Origin of the sequence: Agrilactobacillus yilanensis (genome assembly GCF_003946725.1) — a bacterium.
GTDB classification, from domain to species: Bacteria; Bacillota; Bacilli; order Lactobacillales; family Lactobacillaceae; genus Agrilactobacillus; species Agrilactobacillus yilanensis.
Map to the genome: position 1 here is coordinate 71798 of NZ_RHOY01000013.1, position 17376 is coordinate 89173.

The 17376-nt window shown below is 41.3% G+C and carries 18 protein-coding genes and 1 other annotated feature; of the genes, 4 read left to right on the top strand and 14 right to left on the bottom strand.

Annotated elements, in window-relative coordinates:
- Nucleotides 1-5: 5 nt before the first annotated feature.
- The 14 genes from EKM93_RS09245 to EKM93_RS09310 form a co-directional block, all read right to left on the bottom strand.
- On the bottom strand, nt 6-1058 hold the full coding sequence (locus tag EKM93_RS09245) for a glycosyltransferase (protein WP_125715220.1): 1053 nt from the start codon (nt 1056-1058) through the stop codon (nt 6-8).
- 8 nt (nt 1059-1066) lie between these two features.
- Nucleotides 1067-2044, bottom strand: a complete 978-nt coding sequence (locus EKM93_RS09250) for a capsular biosynthesis protein (RefSeq protein ID WP_164507051.1) — start codon at nt 2042-2044, stop codon at nt 1067-1069.
- Between the two features lie 17 nt (nt 2045-2061).
- Complete coding sequence (locus EKM93_RS09255; protein ID WP_125715224.1) at nt 2062-3048, bottom strand: glycosyltransferase; 987 nt, start codon at nt 3046-3048, stop codon at nt 2062-2064.
- Between the two features lie 18 nt (nt 3049-3066).
- Nucleotides 3067-4137, bottom strand: coding sequence for a glycosyltransferase (locus tag EKM93_RS09260; RefSeq protein WP_125715226.1), 1071 nt, complete (start codon nt 4135-4137; stop codon nt 3067-3069).
- A gap of 1 nt (nt 4138) precedes the next feature.
- Complete coding sequence (locus EKM93_RS09265) at nt 4139-5338, bottom strand: O-antigen ligase family protein (protein ID WP_164507052.1); 1200 nt, start codon at nt 5336-5338, stop codon at nt 4139-4141.
- Between the two features lie 67 nt (nt 5339-5405).
- Nucleotides 5406-6173, bottom strand: a complete 768-nt coding sequence (locus tag EKM93_RS09270; RefSeq protein WP_125715229.1) for a DUF4422 domain-containing protein — start codon at nt 6171-6173, stop codon at nt 5406-5408.
- A gap of 33 nt (nt 6174-6206) precedes the next feature.
- Entirely contained in the window at nt 6207-6896 is a 690-nt protein-coding gene (locus tag EKM93_RS09275; protein WP_125715231.1) for a sugar transferase, read from the bottom strand.
- A gap of 25 nt (nt 6897-6921) precedes the next feature.
- Nucleotides 6922-7692 (bottom strand): tyrosine-protein phosphatase, encoded by a 771-nt coding sequence (locus EKM93_RS09280; RefSeq protein ID WP_125715233.1) that lies wholly within the window; start codon nt 7690-7692, stop codon nt 6922-6924.
- Entirely contained in the window at nt 7692-8402 is a 711-nt protein-coding gene (locus tag EKM93_RS09285) for a CpsD/CapB family tyrosine-protein kinase (protein ID WP_125715235.1), read from the bottom strand. Before EKM93_RS09285 ends, EKM93_RS09280 begins: the two co-directional genes overlap by 1 nt.
- A 25-nt stretch (nt 8403-8427) precedes the next feature.
- Nucleotides 8428-9183 carry a YveK family protein gene (locus EKM93_RS09290; RefSeq protein ID WP_125715237.1) on the bottom strand — a complete coding sequence of 252 codons (756 nt, stop codon included), beginning with the start codon at nt 9181-9183 and terminating at the stop codon, nt 8428-8430.
- Between the two features lie 4 nt (nt 9184-9187).
- The gene (locus EKM93_RS09295; RefSeq protein WP_125715239.1) at nt 9188-10027 is read right to left on the bottom strand and encodes a hypothetical protein; all 840 of its coding nucleotides are present in this window, start codon (nt 10025-10027) and stop codon (nt 9188-9190) included.
- 12 nt (nt 10028-10039) lie between these two features.
- Nucleotides 10040-10690, bottom strand: coding sequence for a class D sortase (locus EKM93_RS09300; protein WP_125715241.1), 651 nt, complete (start codon nt 10688-10690; stop codon nt 10040-10042).
- Nucleotides 10690-11376: a hypothetical protein gene (locus EKM93_RS09305; protein WP_125715243.1), complete on the bottom strand. Its 687-nt coding sequence runs from the start codon at nt 11374-11376 to the stop codon at nt 10690-10692. Before EKM93_RS09305 ends, EKM93_RS09300 begins: the two co-directional genes overlap by 1 nt.
- A gap of 226 nt (nt 11377-11602) precedes the next feature.
- Complete coding sequence (locus EKM93_RS09310) at nt 11603-12676, bottom strand: phosphomevalonate kinase (protein ID WP_125715245.1); 1074 nt, start codon at nt 12674-12676, stop codon at nt 11603-11605.
- Between the two features lie 325 nt (nt 12677-13001).
- Here EKM93_RS09310 and hisJ point away from each other — a divergent pair, with 325 nt between their 5' ends.
- From hisJ to hisD, 4 genes are all read left to right on the top strand, one after another.
- Nucleotides 13002-13838, top strand: coding sequence for a histidinol-phosphatase HisJ (hisJ, locus tag EKM93_RS09315; protein ID WP_125715247.1), 837 nt, complete (start codon nt 13002-13004; stop codon nt 13836-13838).
- A 58-nt stretch (nt 13839-13896) separates the two neighbouring features.
- Nucleotides 13897-14166 (top strand) — a binding site (T-box leader).
- Between the two features lie 65 nt (nt 14167-14231).
- On the top strand, nt 14232-15374 hold the full coding sequence (locus tag EKM93_RS09320) for an ATP phosphoribosyltransferase regulatory subunit (protein WP_125715249.1): 1143 nt from the start codon (nt 14232-14234) through the stop codon (nt 15372-15374).
- A gap of 3 nt (nt 15375-15377) precedes the next feature.
- Nucleotides 15378-16007 carry an ATP phosphoribosyltransferase gene (gene hisG / locus EKM93_RS09325; protein WP_125715251.1) on the top strand — a complete coding sequence of 210 codons (630 nt, stop codon included), beginning with the start codon at nt 15378-15380 and terminating at the stop codon, nt 16005-16007.
- A gap of 3 nt (nt 16008-16010) precedes the next feature.
- Nucleotides 16011-17285, top strand: coding sequence for a histidinol dehydrogenase (hisD, locus tag EKM93_RS09330; protein WP_125715253.1), 1275 nt, complete (start codon nt 16011-16013; stop codon nt 17283-17285).
- Nucleotides 17286-17376: the final 91 nt, after the last annotated feature.

Genomic DNA, 17376 nt, shown 5'->3' on the forward strand with positions numbered 1-17376 from the left:
CACCTCTAGTTACGTTGTGCCATTTCATGAAAAATAGACACTAAGCGTTCAAAATATGCTGGTCGATAAAACCGTTCAATACTTCGTTTAATGGCTAATGAATCCGAGAAATCGGTTTGGCGGTCCACAAACAGCTGTACTTTCTGGGTAAATGCCGCCGTATCCTTCAATGGAATTAAATAGCCATTTAGGCCTGATTGGATAATCTCTGCCGGCCCCACGGGACAATCATAAGCCACACATGGTACGCCGTAACTCATCGCCTCTAACAATACTAAAGCCAAGCCCTCATAATTAGAGCTCAATACTAAGACATCTGCTTTAGGCATCACGCGCCAAGGATCAATGACTTGACCATGCCAGATGACTTTATCTTGTAATTTTAACTTTTTGCCATAAGCTTTCATTGCTGCCAAATCTGGCCCATCACCATAAATATCTAATTGAAAAGCCCCCGTTAATGCGGCACAAGTATCTAACAGCCCCATAATATTTTTGGCGGTGTTCTCCATCCGCCCCACATAAACTAGGCGGACTGGCTCAGTACCGGCACTTTTAGGTAAGGTTGTTTTTTGTTCCGCTACAGGATCTAACGCAACAAAAATCCGATCTTCTGAAACACCTAACGTCTGTAGTTGTTGCGAAATGCCTTCACTAACAGCTAAATGATAATCTGCTGAAGGAATTGCTTTATACCCAGAACGGGAGAATAAGTTGGTATGAATCCAACTGACAACGATATAAGAACGCTTAAAGCGCCGTTTCAAATAAGTTAAAAATTTTAAATTTCGCGTATTAACCACTAAGACAATTCCTGCCAGCTGTTGGCTTAGTTTGAATAAAGATCTTGCTTTTTGTAATTTATTTTTAGCAGGCACTCGATGAATGGTCACACTGGGACTGATCTGTAGCAACCAGCGATCATCTGAAATTTCATCTACCATAAAGTAAAAATTAATTTTATAGCCCCGTTGGCTTAACCCATTGGCAAAATCGACAATAACGCGTTCTGTTCCACCAATACCACCGAGATGCCCCGCCACGATATTGAGTTGCATTTCATCACCTACGCTTCAAATTGACTTTTTTCAGGAAACTTTTGTGCCAAAGCAGCCGCTAAACAGGCTGTTTTAGCTGAAAAATCAACAACTTCATCATCATTAATGCAAAGGAGTTTATGTTTTGTATTCTGAAAGTCCGCTGTATGATTTAGGATGTCATTTAATGATACCATAGCTGCTTGATCATAGCGCCCTGGCGCAAACCGACCGGTACAAATATTCCATTCTTTAACTAAATATTGATTACATTCATTTTTAGGCTGTCGAAAAGTATCCTGGCATGTCTGAGTCATTTCTTGAGGCACTGCTTGCCAGACGGCTTCAAAGGTGCTTTTTAAATGGGGTAGCGCGGTATGTGTTAATACAAATCCTTCAAAGCCACCCCGATGCAGCCATGTTCCCAAATTACTGATCAGTCTCAGCCCATAAAGCGGGCTTAAAAACTGGCCTAAATTTGCCTTTAAAACTTGAAATTTATTAAAATGCTGATTCAAAACAATTAAATTATTTAAAAGCAGATGGTCAAACGTACTTTGCGGCATAATCGGCCGAAAAATAGCTGCGTATCTTGGTAAACCAGCGGTATTAAAAAAGAAATTTGGGGTCAGCGGCGCATTGATAAAAAGGTCATCATTAAATAAAACAAAATGCTCTGCTAAAGCCGGTATTCTATGAAGATTTAGTTCAATCGTATTGCTATTAAACGTTGGTAGGTATTCTTCTGGAATGAACGCTCGATGGTCAATCACTGTAACTTTGGGGGATGCCTGATTTAAAAATGGTGGTACTTGGCCATTCGTTAAAAGAAAAATATGATTCACCCATGGCGTATAACGCTCCACTGCCCGAAACCAGTAAGCCAACGTCCCATAATCGCGAAAGCGGGCCACTTGTGAGTAGCCAGTTGGCTCTAGCGCCTTTTGTTGCGCTAATATCTTAGGATCATGACCATCAATCCAAGGCAGCACAAAATCTATTTTCATTTTTGGCCTCCTCTGCATTACCGGTTACGATACCAATTATAACGGTCCCAAAAAAAGCGCAGCCCATCAACGCCAAAATATTGTAAGATCTGTACGCTAATTTTCGTGCGTTTGGCAACTCTTGGGCCTAGGAGTGTCTGTTTACGTTGTAAAATCGTTTGGCGCAATTGCAGCTGTAACGTTTTAACCGCAGTATCATTTTGCGGGCCGTTGAAAGACTTAGTTAAAACACTAATATAAGCATAGGTTAACCTTTGTGCTGCAGCGATCTTTAAGTCGGGATAAACTTGTAAAATACCTTGAATCATTAATTTCGTTGCCGTTAAATAATCTAACTGATGCGCATCAAAAGTGGTGGTTGTAATAGATTGCGGTCGAATTATATAGTGGTACTGTACTTTATTGCCATAAGCGACTTTTTGCGCTTTCAGCACGAGTTCAAAAGTGGTGGCTGTATCTTCAAAAAGCTGGCCCACAGGATAAGTGACCGCTTGAAATAAGCTATGATGATAAAGCTTACCCCAAGACGACACATCAAAGTGCTGTTGGTATAATAAATTTTCTAAAAAATTATGACTGGTCACCGCACCGGTAGCTGCGTTCACTGTAAAAGCAGGTCGGCTTTTTTGACCGCGAACCACTTGATGATTGCAAGTTGCTAACAAACAAGCATGTTTTTGAGTTAAACCATATAAATAAGCGACATAATCCGGGGTAATTTGATCATCGGCATCCACAAAGGTCAACCAAGTACCCGTGGCGGTAGCAATTCCTTGATTCCGTGCAGCGGACAGGCCTTGATTGTCCTGATGTACCACATAAATCGGCAATTCCTGATGACTGGCCTGCCAACGATCACAAAGCGCTCCACTGCCATCTGTAGAACCATCATCAATCAAAATAACTTCTAAATTTGGATAAGTCTGCTGCCGAATCATTCGAAATAAGGCTCGTAGTGTACTGTAATTATTATAAATTGGTACAATTAAACTGACGCTGTTCATCACAAAGCCCCTTTCCGGTTATGAATTCTGGATCTGTTCTAATGCCCGACTAAAACGTTTAAAAAATGCGGTTGCATTAAATTGTTGGCTTGTCTGCTGGACTAATTCGGACTCAAAAGTAAGGGTGCCGGCTACAAAACATTGCAATAACTGACCGAGTGCTGCTGCATCGTTAAGGTCATATAAACGGCCATTTGCAGGTGTAATGATGTCGCTAGGACCCGTCGGACAGTCACTGCTGATCACTGGGATACCACGGCTGATCGCTTCCAATAAAACCATTGGAAAACCTTCGTATTTAGAGGTTAGAACTAAACAATCTATGGCGGTCAATTTTGACCAAGGTTGCGCCTGCCAACCTAAAAAAGTCACTTTTTGGCTTAAACCATGACGCTTAAAAAATGCTTGAGCGACAACTAAATCCGGCCCATCCCCCACAACTGTTAAGCGCCAATCACCGGCTAAGTGCGCTAAAGTTTCAAATAAAATATGAAGCTGTTTTTGCCCTTGCCATAAAATTCGACCGATATAGGCAAAATGGACTTGCGGGGTAAGCGCCGGTAATTGTAATGGCTGTTGTTCAGGCCCTGGATTAAAGACCAAATAAGTCTGTGCCGCCGAAATACCAGCTGCAATGAATTGCTGTTGAATCCCTGTACTAATACATAAATGGCCCTGCGCCCAATGCAAACTGTGCTGATTAATGGCAGGATTATCCGCTAATGAAAAATGCAGCCAAGAAATTAACTTTGCCCGTCGATGTGTTAAACGCTGCCAAATTGCAGCTAATTTTAACAACCGTGTACTCATACAAATTACAATATCTGGTTGATTTTGCTGCAGCTGTTTAAACGTCTGCATAACGCCTCTTACTTGACGTAACGGCTTAAATGTTGTGGTTTTTTTTAACTTAAATTCAGCGGGCCATTGTGTTTTTAAAAAAGCGGGCTCTTGAATGCCTTGCGTCAAACCATAGGTGAGCACCCAACCTTCAGGCACCGGATAATCTTGAATTAACGCGGTTAAAACGGTCTCCATGCCCCCTTTTCCTGACAAATAAGGGATTAAAATCATTACTTTTGTTGTCATATCACAGCCCCCGTTCTTGCTGGACTAGCGGCTTAGGTTCTAAAACCTTATAGCGTGCACTTAAACTCAGTGCTAACCATGAAAAATTTATGGTTAAGACAAATTGCTGAAACTCCATTAATCCAGAGACTGCAAAAACGAAACAGACTGCTAGCAAGCCATAATATTGGCGTCGTATCAAATACCGCAACAGCCGCTGCATCAGCCACAAAAAGACAATCGTTGTCACTAAGCCATAGGTCACTAGCATGTGCATGTACTGATTATCTAAGGTAGACCAAATACTCGTTTGTGTATCCACTATGGCTTGATTGGCGTGGGGCCAAAGTTTAACGCCGTAAATTCTTAAATAAGCCGCTGCCAATTCAATACGGCCGGACAAAACTTGATTTAACCAAATGGCCAAACCTTGTTGTGACCGATAAAGATAAATTAAGTAAATTGAACTTAAAAAAGCCCAAGTATAACTCTGGGTTATTACCCAAGACAGGCCTTTAAAACGTTGTAATAGCTGTTGAGTTTTAGACCAGCAACATAAAGGATAAATTACTAAAAATAGCCCATAACTTAAAAGTGCCGTCCGCGAACCACTATAACGAAAAACCAGCAGCATTATCGGAAGCGTTAAGATTACCGGGCCAATTTTTTTACGGGCAACATAAAGCCATTGCATGCAAATTGACCCTAAAACCGCTCCGAATTGATTGGGGTGGCTGAAACCAAATGCAAACCGCTTATTTAAGGTCATCCCCAATCGGTCTGCAGTCAGCAAATAATTGTTTTCAATAAATCCCCGCGTGCTTAAAAAATAAAGGAGTAAAACCGCCCCAATTTTTAAATAAAGATCAAATTTCAAAAATTGACGTAACCCTGATTCGTTATAGGGCAAAGCAATTAACAATACCGTTAACAACAATATATATAGCTCTCGACCTACATACCAATACCCTATCGCTAAAAGTAACAGTCCCGCTTGCCACAACAATGTCTGTAGCTGTTGCGGTCGCAAAATAATTAAAAAAGCAAACAGGATAACCTCAACTAACAAAAGCGGTAGACGGACCGTACTGCTAATTGGCAGTTCCCGAAAAGTACTCATCATTAAAAAATAATATGAAAAAATAAATATAGCGTAAACAAGCTTTGCTATATTTATAATTTCCGGATTATCATCTACTGCTAAATGACTACTTTTAACCATGAACACCGCCACTTTCATTATAAATTTAGGCAAGCAACTTCAGATTTTAGTCGGCTTTAGTTGCCCGTTAAACATTAGCGGCGAGCTTACGTGCTAAAAACTGCGGTCCTTTTTTCAGCCAATGTTGTGATTCCGTGCATAAAAATGGAATCTCTGTATATTTCTGCTGCGTTGTTTTTAACCAAACATCCAGCAATAATTCACTGATAAAACCATAAACACGACGTTCGTAAGGGGTATAAGTCGCAATATCTAATTGGGCTTCAATCTTGAATAAAATATCAAACAACCAACCAGAATAAGCTTGAAATTGCGACTGTTTCATCACAAACATATTAAACATATGTGCGGATGTCTGCTGCATCTGCCAGTCAAACGCCCTTAAATACGCCGGGTAATCTCGACTGATAATTAATCGCGCCAAGTCTAAGCCTGTTTGATGATGCGCATGAATATAATGGGATCGGTTAGTTTCAACATAATAATGACGGCGCTTAGGCACAATAACCGCTGTTGTCTGGAATAATGTCTCTAAGGCATCTTGTGTCAATAATCGCTGATTGATAGCCCCATGCCGCTGATCCCCTTGAAAATAGCGGCGATAATGAACTAAGCCCACCGCATCTGCTGTATTTAAATTTTGCCAAGCCCAATATTGTGCTGTGAGTTCACTATACGTGGCATTTTTAACCGAAATATTGCGGCCAGTATCATCCCCGATGTAAGGCACCTCCAGTAAAGGGTGTAGCGCTTTACCAACAAATATCGGCAAATACGGTGCCCTTTCTGGCATTGGGTAAAGTTTATGCGTCGCTGTCAAAATTTTAATTTCCATCCTACATCCCCCCAACAATCAAAGCCACGCTTATTAATAAGCGCCATCCTTTTTAAAAATACTGATGATATTTTTAAAAACAATTTGTAAATCTAAACGGAAGCAAGCATGGTCGACATAGTAAAGTTCATAATTCACACGATAAGGATAAGGAATATTGCTGCGGCCATGGGCTTGCCAATAGCCCATGGCCCCGGGGGTTACCGACAAAAAAGTCTCCGCCTGATCCCCGTATTCTTCAAGTTCTGCTTCAATCACTGGCCGCGGCCCTACAAGAGACATCTCACCCTTTAAAATATTAATAAATTGCGGGAGTTCATCAATTGAGCGCTGTCTTAACATCCGACCTAATTTTGTAATTCTTGGATCCTCCTCAGGATTCAATTTATAGTTATTCAAAACATATTTCTGATAGAGCGCCGAGTCAGACTGCAAAATTTCATCCGCATTCACAACCATTGACCGGAATTTATAAATTTGAAAAATCTTGCCATTTCTACCGACACGAGGCTGCTTATAAAACATGGGGCCATGATTATCTCCAATCCGGTAGCAGCAAAATAAAACGATAAAGAAAGGGACTAAAACGGTTAACGCTAACAACGATAAAATAATATCTAACACACGTTTAATTACTTGATAAAGCCAACTAATTTCATGTTTTTGCCGCAGCTCAGTCACTGTGGTCAAAGTATATTGGTCTATAACTTCTTTTTTTTCCATTTCTCTTCCTCCCTTGAGAAACGACTCAGAATAGCCAAAAACGTTGATATTTTTTTACAATTTTAAAAGGTGCGATCGTTACGGGATCCCCATTCACAATATGTAATGCATTTTGTTGATAATCTGTAACACATTGTGGGGCGTGTTGTTGTAGTTTTTGAAAAGCTTGACGCATATAAAAGCTGCGCCCGTTTAGCTGATGAGCATCTGATGCAAAACAATGGCCTAACCCAGCTTCAATGAAACGCCGAGTCAATCGCTGTGTTTTCTTCCCAAAAACACCGACATAACTGCCTGCTGTCAACTGACTTAAACAGCCCGCTTGGACCAATTGATATAACAAGGCAGGGTCGGCTTGAATGCCCAAATTTCGTTCTGGATGTACAATTACTGGCCGAATTTGTTGGGCTAATAACGTATCCACCATCTGCCAAGTGTAAGTTGGGATCGCGTCATAAGGTAATTCCAGCAATAAATAGCGTCCGGTATTATCCGCAAATAAAATTTTATCTTGCTGAATTTCGGTTAATAATGCCCCACTTAAATGCACTTCTTGACCCGGAAAAACCGTCAAGGGAATTTGTGCTTGCTGTAATGCTTTTTGAAATAGCTGCGTTTGCAAACAGACTTTTTGCCGGGGATTATCATAGACGCCGTTTAGATGATGTGGGGTTAATAAACTGTACCCAATGCCCTCTTTTACGGCGGCTTTTGCCAGAGTCAGCGCTTGAGCCAGTGTTTTGGGGCCATCATCAACCCCTGGTAATAAATGACAATGTAGATCTATCAGTTGCATTACGAATCGCTGCCGTAGTAGCCGCCATAATACTTATCTTCAGTACTGTTGACCCGATTCATAACGACGCCCAAAATTTTGGCGTGCACATTTTCTAAAGCAGCTTTTGCTTGTACGACACTATTTTTTAAAGCAATCCCCTGGGGGACAACTAAAACCGTACCATCTACTTTTGTACCCATAATTTGAGCATCACTGACGACACCCACTGGCGGAACGTCAAAGATGACAAAATCAAAGTTTTGTTTTAAATCTGCAATGACTTGATTCATCCGCGAAGTATTTAAAAGTTCTGATGGGTTTGGCGGTATTGGTCCCGATGGCATGACATAAAGATTTTCAACCATCGTCGCCTGCATTGTGGCGGTGTAATCCAACGTATTGTCCGTCGTCAGTAAAGACGTCAAGCCATATTGATTCGATAGCTGAAAAGTTTTGTGTACGGTTGGTCGTCTTAAATCCGCATCCACTAACAACGTACTCTGTCCTTGATTCGCCCAAGTCACGGCCAAATTCGCACTAACCGTCGACTTCCCTTCAGATTTTTTAGCAGAAGTAATCATAATCACGGTCAATTTCTGAGCCACTTGGGAAAATTGAATATTTGTTCGAATGGTCCGAAACTGTTCGGAAATTGTTGCCGTCGGTTCTAAGATCGTCACTAGCTGTACCCCACTTAACGGCTGCTGTTTGGTAACTTTTGCACACATTTCAACCACCCCCCTTTTTTAATACTTAGCCTTGAATCCGTTTGGCTGTACGGCTTTTTTCAGTTTTGGCCGTTTTTGGTACTTGGCGCTTTGTACTTTCTGGAATTTCAAAAACTAACCCTAAATTAGGTAAATCCAATGTTTCTGAAATAAACTGGACATCTTTGACGGTCTTATCAAAGTATTCCCGTAAAATTGCCAGCAATAAGCCTATCAGAAAACCACCTACAAGCCCCACGGCCAAATTCTTTTTTAAACTCGGTGAGACCACCCGGTGATCGGTTTTTGCTTTGGAGATAATGGAAATATTATTTACACTCATGATCTTGCCGATTTTCTTTTTAAAAACTTCAACCGTTTCATTAGCTATATCCGCAGCTAAATATGGATTTTTAGCCCGCACATCTACTGAAAAAACTTGTGAATTTTCTTTATTAGAAATCGTAATCATTTTTTGTAACTGCTGAACATTGCCTGTAAAATCACCCTTGGCTCTTAAATTCTGAACCACATCATCTAAAATAATAGGATTGCGAATAATATCTTTATACGTATTAATCATTTGAATGTCTGTCTGAATTTGATTGGCCTGCACAACAGTATTGCTTTGCTTACGGTTCACCAGTACTTGCGCTGAGGCTTGATACTGCGGTGTCATTAAAAAATAGGTGCCCGCCCAAACGCCGCCGGTAATCAGCAGCGTTATCAAGCCGACCAATCGAAAATGTTTTTTTAAAATCACTAAAATACGTTCAATGCTGATTACCGTATTCATTTCCATAAACTCACCCCCCCAACCGCTGCTTGCGTTTAAGCTCGCTGCTCAAAGTGGCCACCAAGCCTAAAACTAAACTTAATAATCCTGCAATCACAAATAGCCAAGTGATTGCTTGCAAATAAGTCGTCACAAATTGATATAAGCCTTGGGTTTTAATCGCTAAACGCGGAATAATTCGACTGTAAATTAAGGCGACCGGCCCAATAATTAACATTAGACCATTGGCTAATAAAGCATAGGCCAAATAGCGCCACAAGCGATGATTAAAATGCAATATCCGCCAGAGACTAAAAATTAAAATAAGTCCTAAGACCGCTACCCCAATCAAGGTTAATAATAAATAGCGCTGTACTTGTCGAACATTGCGGCCAATTTGATTCAAATAAGGGATTTGAATACTGTTGGTGTAGCGGTTAACAGCTTGATCTATTAATTGATCAACCGCCTTCTTCTGGGCTTTTGTTAACGTTAGATCCGCTTTTTTTTCATAAGCCGTCAGCTTTGTTTCTAGTGCTTGCCGAACTTTAGGTGCTGGCAATTTAATCCCGGCACCGGCATAAGCTCGATCCACAAAATAGGCCACATCTTGCGTCACAACTTTTTTTGTGGGTACTGATTTAAAAACTGTTTTTGGGACGCCTGAGCCAAGACCAAGATTTACAATGGCCGTGTTCGCAGATTTTGTAACATAAGTCACATATCCTGAACGCCGTAGCTGAAGTTTCGTAAAGTCTGGCTGCATTACCGTCATCCGGACGATACAAAGCGTACTAATAACAAATAGGCAAAACGTTAATAGAAATGTGAGTATCAAAGTGCCTAAATGTTTCAAAGTTCGTCCAGACATGGCGTTACTCCCCTATAAATTTAATTTTGGTCCTGAAACTAAAGTGCCATAAACCGCTAAACGCTGTGCCGTATAGCCAATTGTTGTGGTGGGATAACAAGTGTACAAAATCACTTTATAAGCACCACTCAGATCAAATGCTTGGCCATCGTTATAGGCCACTACTTTTTTAGCCGTTATTTCATACTTATATGTCCCGTAGTTGGTCTCAATCACGATAGTTTGTCCCAATTTGACTTGGCTGAGAGCCGCCATGGCCGTTGTATTATGGCCAGCAATCAACGTTGTGCCAGCACCGCCGGGAAAACGGCTGCCATTAAACATCCCTGCGCCTTTAGCTAACTGTGCATTGCCATCGCCGTAATATAAAGGCTGCTGCAAATCTACAGCTGGCACTTGCAACCGCCCAAACAATTGCCCATAACTGGGCAAAACCTGCTGTTTAACAGCTGCTTTTTGCGCTGTCTGCTGCTTAGCAGATTTAAAAACATCCGTTGCAGCTGCTGTTTTAAAACTTGGCGGTCGATCTAAGGTAATCAAAGTTATCGTGCTACTGATAAAATTTAAAAACGGTCGTGCTGCCACATAAAAAAGCCCATAGCCTAAACCTAAAAATAACAAAGGTATATAAACGTATCGCCAAAACCGCCGTGCTTTTTTCATCAGTCTGTCGTCCGTTGGTATTTCCGAGTTAAATAAAAACCACCGGCTAATAAACTCAAAATAAGCCCTAAAGCAATGATTGTTGTCCCATAAGAGACACCTGTTTGTTTCACAATCGTTGTTGCCCCATTACTCCCCGTTGTTGACGCCGGTTCATAAATTACTTTGCCTTGCTTATCGGTAATTGTCGGCGCAATATTACTGTCGGTAGCATTAGCGGTCGCTGTTGATGTCTCGTCAGCGACATTGCTATCTGTCGTATCACTTGACCCATTCGCATCACCTTGGCCAAATGTCACGGTTAAACTCAACTGTTTTGCAGCATGGTAAACCGTTTGGCGCAACGCTTCTTTTTTACTAGCTGATAATCTCTGTCCTACTTCTGAGTAACTCGTGGCGCTAGGGGCATAAACATCAATGATCTCGCGTGCGTGATTGATATCCGCATTCACCGCATCTGCTTGTGCTTGCGTAATTGTTGTTTGCGCACTATTCACATAATTTCGAGCTTGATTCAAGTCTGCGTCATTAATTTGTAACTTGCCGTTATTTGCCCCTTTTTCCAAGTTCGTAATAATTGATTGTCCCGGATTAGTAGTTGTCTCTGCCTGTACCGAATTTGTCAAACGTGCTAGACCAATAAGTGATAAAACGAGTGCTGCGAAGCTAATTAATAATTTTTTCACAATATATTATCCTCCCAATGCAGATTTTTTAACTATCCTCATAATAACAAAAAAAGCCATGGTACTTTTATCAACTATTAAAAGGATTCTTATCATATTTTGGTATATTCGATGAATTTCCCGGGAAATTCACCTTTTAAATTTTAGCCAAAAAAAAATAAGCGGCCTCAATTTTACATTTGAGGTCACTTATCTCGTATTTTCACGTGATCGTTACAATTTATTTTTACTCCATCACTTCATGGACTTTTAAATTTAACGGTTCCACGCCTAATTCTTGCCACTGTGTATAAATTTGGTTTCTGGCACTATCCGTTGCAATTACCGCAATCCCGCAGTCACCACCGCCAGCGCCAGATGTTTTAGCAGCGCCGCCATTGACTTCGGCCACATCACACATTTGCTTTAATAAAGGTGTTTCAATCGAAACTTGGCTAAAATCACTAAGCGTTTGTAAAATATGCCGATTCATCGTAATCTGTGTCTGAATGCCTTGCATATCACCGGCTTTAAAACTTTGAATCAGCTGATCCACACAAGCTTTAGAGGCCTGTAAAAAGGTTTCATACGCTGCATGATTTGTGGCGGTGGCAATCGTGATTTTATCAACTAACTGCGATGTTGATGCTGGTGAGCCGCTCCAGCCGATTAAAAGCTCTAATCCCTCAGGCGGTGTCAAAATTTCGATCGCTAAGCCCGGCCAAGGCATGTTTAATAAAGCGCTTAAAGTACTGGTATGCCGCTGCGCTGAAAGCCAATCATGATTAAATGACCGATAAGCAATCCAGCCACCATAAACACTGGCCGCAATGTCACCTAAAGAGCCATTGCCTTGCATATCTAAATGGGCAATCGCCGCTAACTTATAGATTTGATCCTTAGTTAAGGTCAAATCATAAAAACGGCATAAGGCTTTAATCGTTCCAACGGTCACTGCTGCCGAACTGCCTAGTCCGTATTTTCGACCATCTTTAGAATCCAGCTGTGAATTGATTTTTAGATTAAACAGCTTTAAAGCCTTACCTTGTTCCCGCGCATATTGTTCTGTAAAACGAATGGCTGATAAAATATAATGAAACGGATTATCCCGATTATCAAAAACTAATTCATCGCCATGACGCCGCCAATAAAGGGAGTTCTCCTGATATTGTTTCGATTCAATTCGTCCGAAACCTTGGCTTTCAGCGATTGACACAGTCACAAATTGATCTAAAGCAACAATGACGGCAGGAAAACTTGGTTCCACGACAGCATATTCGCCAGCAATATAAAGCTTTCCAGGTGCTTTAACCGTTATCAAAATAAATACCTTCTTCTATCTAAAATTAAGCTCTTTCATCTTAATAAAGAACTTGTTCACTTATTTTGTAAATTTTGATTCAGTGTCTGTTACGATAAACGAAACTGAACCAAACAATCCTCAGTATATCTTAGCAGTTAAATTCTTTAAATATCAAGATTTTAACGGGAAACTCCAGAGAAATTATTGAAAATTTAAGGATATTTTACATTGTAAAAAAACAGTATTTGACGCTGACCATGCCGTAATTCTATACTGAACCTATGTCGTACTGATTGCTAAAAACCAACTTAATTATGAATTATTCAAAAAATGGAGGACAATCATGTTAAAAAAAGACGGTCATACCCATACGGAATTTTGTCCCCACGGTGCCGGGGATGATGTGGAATTAATGATTCAAAAAGCCATTCAATTTGGTTTTCAAGAATACAGTATTACAGAACATGCGCCTTTGCCACCGGAATTCCACCAAGACTATCAAGGCAGTACTAGCGGAATTGAAGAAGCTGCCATGTCGCTGACAGATTTACCGGCTTATTTCAAAAAATGCCAAAAACTGCAGGCCAAATATCGGTCTCAATTAAAGATTAATATCGGCTTTGAATTAGATTTTTTACCTAGCCAACTTGCTTGGACGAAAGATTTTTGGGCTGAATACGGGGCCCAAACAACGGATAACGTCTTATCTATCCATTTTTTGAAGGGGTTAAATGATAAATATTGGTGTGTCGATAATACGATTGAAGAATATCAAACTGGTTTACTGACGCCAATTCAAGATGCGCAGTTGCTTTACGGCCAATACTTAGACGCGTTAAAAACTGCCGTCACTACAAACTTTGGCCCTTATGCGCCCAAACGATTAGGCCATTTAACGTTGATCAAAAAATTCCAAGACGCCTTGCATTTGCCGACGACCTTTGATGCTAATAACTTAACAAAATTAACCGCCCTTTTGACGGCTGTTCAAAAAAATAATTTTGCCTTAGATTTAAATACTGCTGGCCTTTATAAAACTTACTGTAATGAAACCTATCCCGATCCTCAGACCATTCAAAAAGCTTATGACATGGGCATCCCCTTGGTTTATGGTTCAGATGCCCATAGCGTTTCAGCTGTTGGCGGCGGCTATCATCAAGTTGCCCAATATTTAAATTAATACTTGACAATTTTCAGAATCATATTATACTAACCTTATTCTCATAAAACGTTAATAAAATGAAGTAGTGATTAGAAAAAGTAAATTAAGCGTGATGCCAAGAGAGTTCCGTAGCTGCGAAGGAACCATCAAGCTAATTGAACACACATCTATGAACTTGACGATTGAAATTAGTAGGTCGCCACGCAGCAATTGCGTTATCATAGCTACTCTAGACTGTTAAGGCTCTTTGACCTAGACTTAGTCTTCAGTAGTGTGAGGTTTACATCGTGAGGTGTAAACAAAATTGAGGTGGGACCGTAATTAAGTGAAGTTAATTGCCCTCGAAAACATAAGTTTATGTTTTCGAGGGCTTTTTTTTTGAAATTAAATTAAGAATGGAGGTCATTAGCCATGTCCAACAAGCAATTACCAACGGGCACCCGAGATGAATTCGGCACAATTGCCATGGTTAAAGAACAAGTCACACAAACAATTCAAACAAATCTTAAAAATCGGGGTTTTCAAAAAATCATCACGCCTTTATTAGAATATCGTGACGTTTTTAAACCACTAGCGAAACAAACTTATCAACCTTATCAATTGATCGATGAGCATGGCGATACTTTAGTTCTACGGCCAGACATGACCTTGCCCGTTGCCCGGGTGATGAGCGCAACGGGCATCGACACGCCGGTAAAATGGTATTACAGCGGTGATATTTTCCGAGTTAAACGGCGACTATCCGGCAGCTATAATCAAGTGACTCAAGCCGGCTTAGAAATTATCGGTTATGCCTCTTTAAAAGCCGAATGGGAATGTTTGATCACCGCCAGTGAAATTTGTCAGCAGCTGGCTATTCCTGATCTCACCATCGAACTTAGCGATGCGCAATTTGTAGCTAAGGTTTTAAATGTCTTACCGATCAATGATTTAATGCAGCAAAATTTAAAAACTGCCTTATTTGCGAAAGATCTAACCCATTATGCCAAGCTCATTCAACCTTTAAAAAATGATCGTTTTTATCCCTTCTTAGAAGCTTGGCCTTGGTTATTCGGTGATTTTGAAGCCGTATTACAGCAATTAACCACCTTGCCGCAACAACCAGCGCTACAAAATATCATCGGTGACTTAAAAAAGACCAAAAACTTCTTACAACAGCATTTTCCTACATTAACCGTCACTTTAGATCTCAGCGTTGAGTCCCCGCAAGAATATTATACCGGAATGGTTTTTAAAGCTTACAGCCAAGCGGCCAATGATTACCTCTTCAGCGGTGGTCGTTACGACCAGTTATTGTCCAACTTCCAACAAACCATTCAACCGGCAGTAGGTCTCGCCTTTGATATTGATGCCATTGTGGCCCAGCAAGCTTTACAGCAGCCACCGGTAAAAACATTGATTTACTTTGAGCCGGAACAATGGGCAGATGCCCAAGCGCTACAAGCCAACATCCCTAACAGCAGCCTTTGTTTAACGGATAGTTCTAAAGCCGCCCAGCGGATCGCTGAACAGCAAGCTGCGAAACTTATTGATTTAACAGAAAGGCAGGCCTAACTTATGACTTTAAAAATTGCACTCACGAAAGGTCGGACCGAAAAACAAGTCCTGCCACTCCTAGAGGCTAGCGGTATTGATTGCAGTGCGATCCGTAACAAAGGCCGCCAGTTGATCTTTAACGAAGATCCGGATTTTCATTTCATTTTGGCAAAAGGCCCTGATGTGGCAACTTACTTAGACCGCAGTGCCGTGGATATCGGCATCGTTGGTTCCGATATTTTAGCTGAGCAACAAAATACCCAATATGACATGCTGGATTTAAAAACGGGCCAATGTCGGTTCGCACTGGCATCCACACCAGATTTTAACCCTAACCAAACTAAACGTAAAATTATCGCTACTAAATACCCTAATATTACACAAAGTTACTTCGAACGCATCGGAGAAGATGTGGAAATCATCAAAATTGAAGGTTCCGTGGAATTAGCCCCCCTAGTTGGTCTCGCCGATGCCATTGTGGATCTTGTGGAAACAGGGTCTACCTTAAGGGAAAACAATTTAAGAATTTATACCGAATTACAACCGATTTCGACACATTTGGTGGTCAACCGGCTGGCTTTAAAACAAAAACGTTCAGAAATCTTTCAACTCAGTGCGAATCTAAAACGTGCCCAACAATTGGAGGTCTAATCAATGCAAATTATCCAAGATACTTATGAAAAACTCAGTGCGCAAGTCACCCAACGGCAAAACCAAGCCGCCAACAATCCTACTGTGGAAGCAACCGTTGCCCAAATCATTGCGGATGTCCGTCAAAACGGTGATGCTGCACTAAAAACTTATACTCAAAAATTTGACAACGTCACCTTAGATGACTTTCGAGTACCACAAAGCGTGATTGACGAAGCTTATGATAACTGTCCAAAAGATCTATTAGACGCTTTAAAGTTAGCCCAGAAAAATATTACTTCTTACCACGAAAAAGAAGTTACTTATGGCTTTATGGATGCCGAACAACCTGGCGTCGTCCGCGGTCAAAAAGTTTTACCTTTAGCCGCTGTTGGCCTCTACGTTCCCGGTGGTACTGCCGCGTATCCTTCAACGATTTTAATGAGTGCCATCCCGGCTAAAATTGCCGGCGTTGCCAAGATCGTCATGGTTACCCCCCCGCAACCAGAAGGCATTAATCCCGCCGTTTTAACTGCCGCTAAACTTGTTGGCATTGACGCCATCTATCAAATCGGCGGTGCGCAAGCCGTTGCCGCTTTGGCTTACGGGACAAACCAAATTCCACAAGTTGATAAAATTATGGGTCCTGGTAATATCTTCGTCGCTATTGCTAAAAAACAAGTCTTCGGTCAAGTTGACATTGATATGATTGCCGGCCCTTCAGAAATTGGCATTATCGCTGACGAAAATGCTGATCCTAAAAAAATAGCAGCTGACCTGCTCTCTCAAGCAGAACATGACAAACTCGCCCGACCAATGCTCGTAACCACCAGCCTAGCGATCGCCCAAGCTACCAGCCAAGCCGTTGATGACCAGTTAACCACCTTACCGCGTCAAGAAATCGCCCAAGCTGCCGTAGATAATCAAGGCTTCATTGCCGTCGTAGATAACTTAGATCAAGCCTTTGATCTGATGAATCAAATCGCCCCTGAACATTTAGAAATTCAAGTTGACGAACCAATGACTTACTTGAATCAAATTCAAAATGCCGGCTCCGTCTTCTTGGGCGCCAACGCCTCTGAACCTTTAGGCGACTATCTCGCCGGTCCAAACCACATCTTACCAACCGCCGGCACCGCCCGCTTCTTCTCCCCACTAGGCGTTGATGACTTCGTTAAACGCATCCAATACGTCCAATACACCAAAAACGCCCTAGCCAAAGAAGAAAAAGCCATCACCAAACTCGCCCGAATTGAAGGCCTAGAAGGACACGCAAGAGCCATAGAAAGCAGATTTTAGACCAGAGCGTGACCAAAGACGGGTTGATTTTGAGCATAGCCTAGGCTAACGCCGTGAGCGGTTTTCGCTTACAAGTTAGACGTAGCTAAGC

Bases quoted from the DNA above. Each gene is read 5' to 3' on its own strand.
- EKM93_RS09245 (WP_125715220.1), bottom strand. From the start codon at position 1,058: ATGCAACTCAATATCGTGGCGGGGCATCTCGGTGGTATTGGTGGAACA.
- EKM93_RS09250 (WP_164507051.1), bottom strand. From the start codon at position 2,044: ATGAAAATAGATTTTGTGCTGCCTTGGATTGATGGTCATGATCCTAAG.
- EKM93_RS09255 (WP_125715224.1), bottom strand. From the start codon at position 3,048: ATGAACAGCGTCAGTTTAATTGTACCAATTTATAATAATTACAGTACA.
- EKM93_RS09260 (WP_125715226.1), bottom strand. From the start codon at position 4,137: ATGACAACAAAAGTAATGATTTTAATCCCTTATTTGTCAGGAAAAGGG.
- EKM93_RS09265 (WP_164507052.1), bottom strand. From the start codon at position 5,338: ATGGTTAAAAGTAGTCATTTAGCAGTAGATGATAATCCGGAAATTATA.
- EKM93_RS09270 (WP_125715229.1), bottom strand. From the start codon at position 6,173: ATGGAAATTAAAATTTTGACAGCGACGCATAAACTTTACCCAATGCCA.
- EKM93_RS09275 (WP_125715231.1), bottom strand. From the start codon at position 6,896: ATGGAAAAAAAAGAAGTTATAGACCAATATACTTTGACCACAGTGACT.
- EKM93_RS09280 (WP_125715233.1), bottom strand. From the start codon at position 7,692: ATGCAACTGATAGATCTACATTGTCATTTATTACCAGGGGTTGATGAT.
- EKM93_RS09285 (WP_125715235.1), bottom strand. From the start codon at position 8,402: ATGTGTGCAAAAGTTACCAAACAGCAGCCGTTAAGTGGGGTACAGCTA.
- EKM93_RS09290 (WP_125715237.1), bottom strand. From the start codon at position 9,183: ATGGAAATGAATACGGTAATCAGCATTGAACGTATTTTAGTGATTTTA.
- EKM93_RS09295 (WP_125715239.1), bottom strand. From the start codon at position 10,027: ATGTCTGGACGAACTTTGAAACATTTAGGCACTTTGATACTCACATTT.
- EKM93_RS09300 (WP_125715241.1), bottom strand. From the start codon at position 10,690: ATGAAAAAAGCACGGCGGTTTTGGCGATACGTTTATATACCTTTGTTA.
- hisJ (WP_125715247.1), top strand. From the start codon at position 13,002: ATGTTAAAAAAAGACGGTCATACCCATACGGAATTTTGTCCCCACGGT.
- EKM93_RS09320 (WP_125715249.1), top strand. From the start codon at position 14,232: ATGTCCAACAAGCAATTACCAACGGGCACCCGAGATGAATTCGGCACA.
- hisG (WP_125715251.1), top strand. From the start codon at position 15,378: ATGACTTTAAAAATTGCACTCACGAAAGGTCGGACCGAAAAACAAGTC.
- hisD (WP_125715253.1), top strand. From the start codon at position 16,011: ATGCAAATTATCCAAGATACTTATGAAAAACTCAGTGCGCAAGTCACC.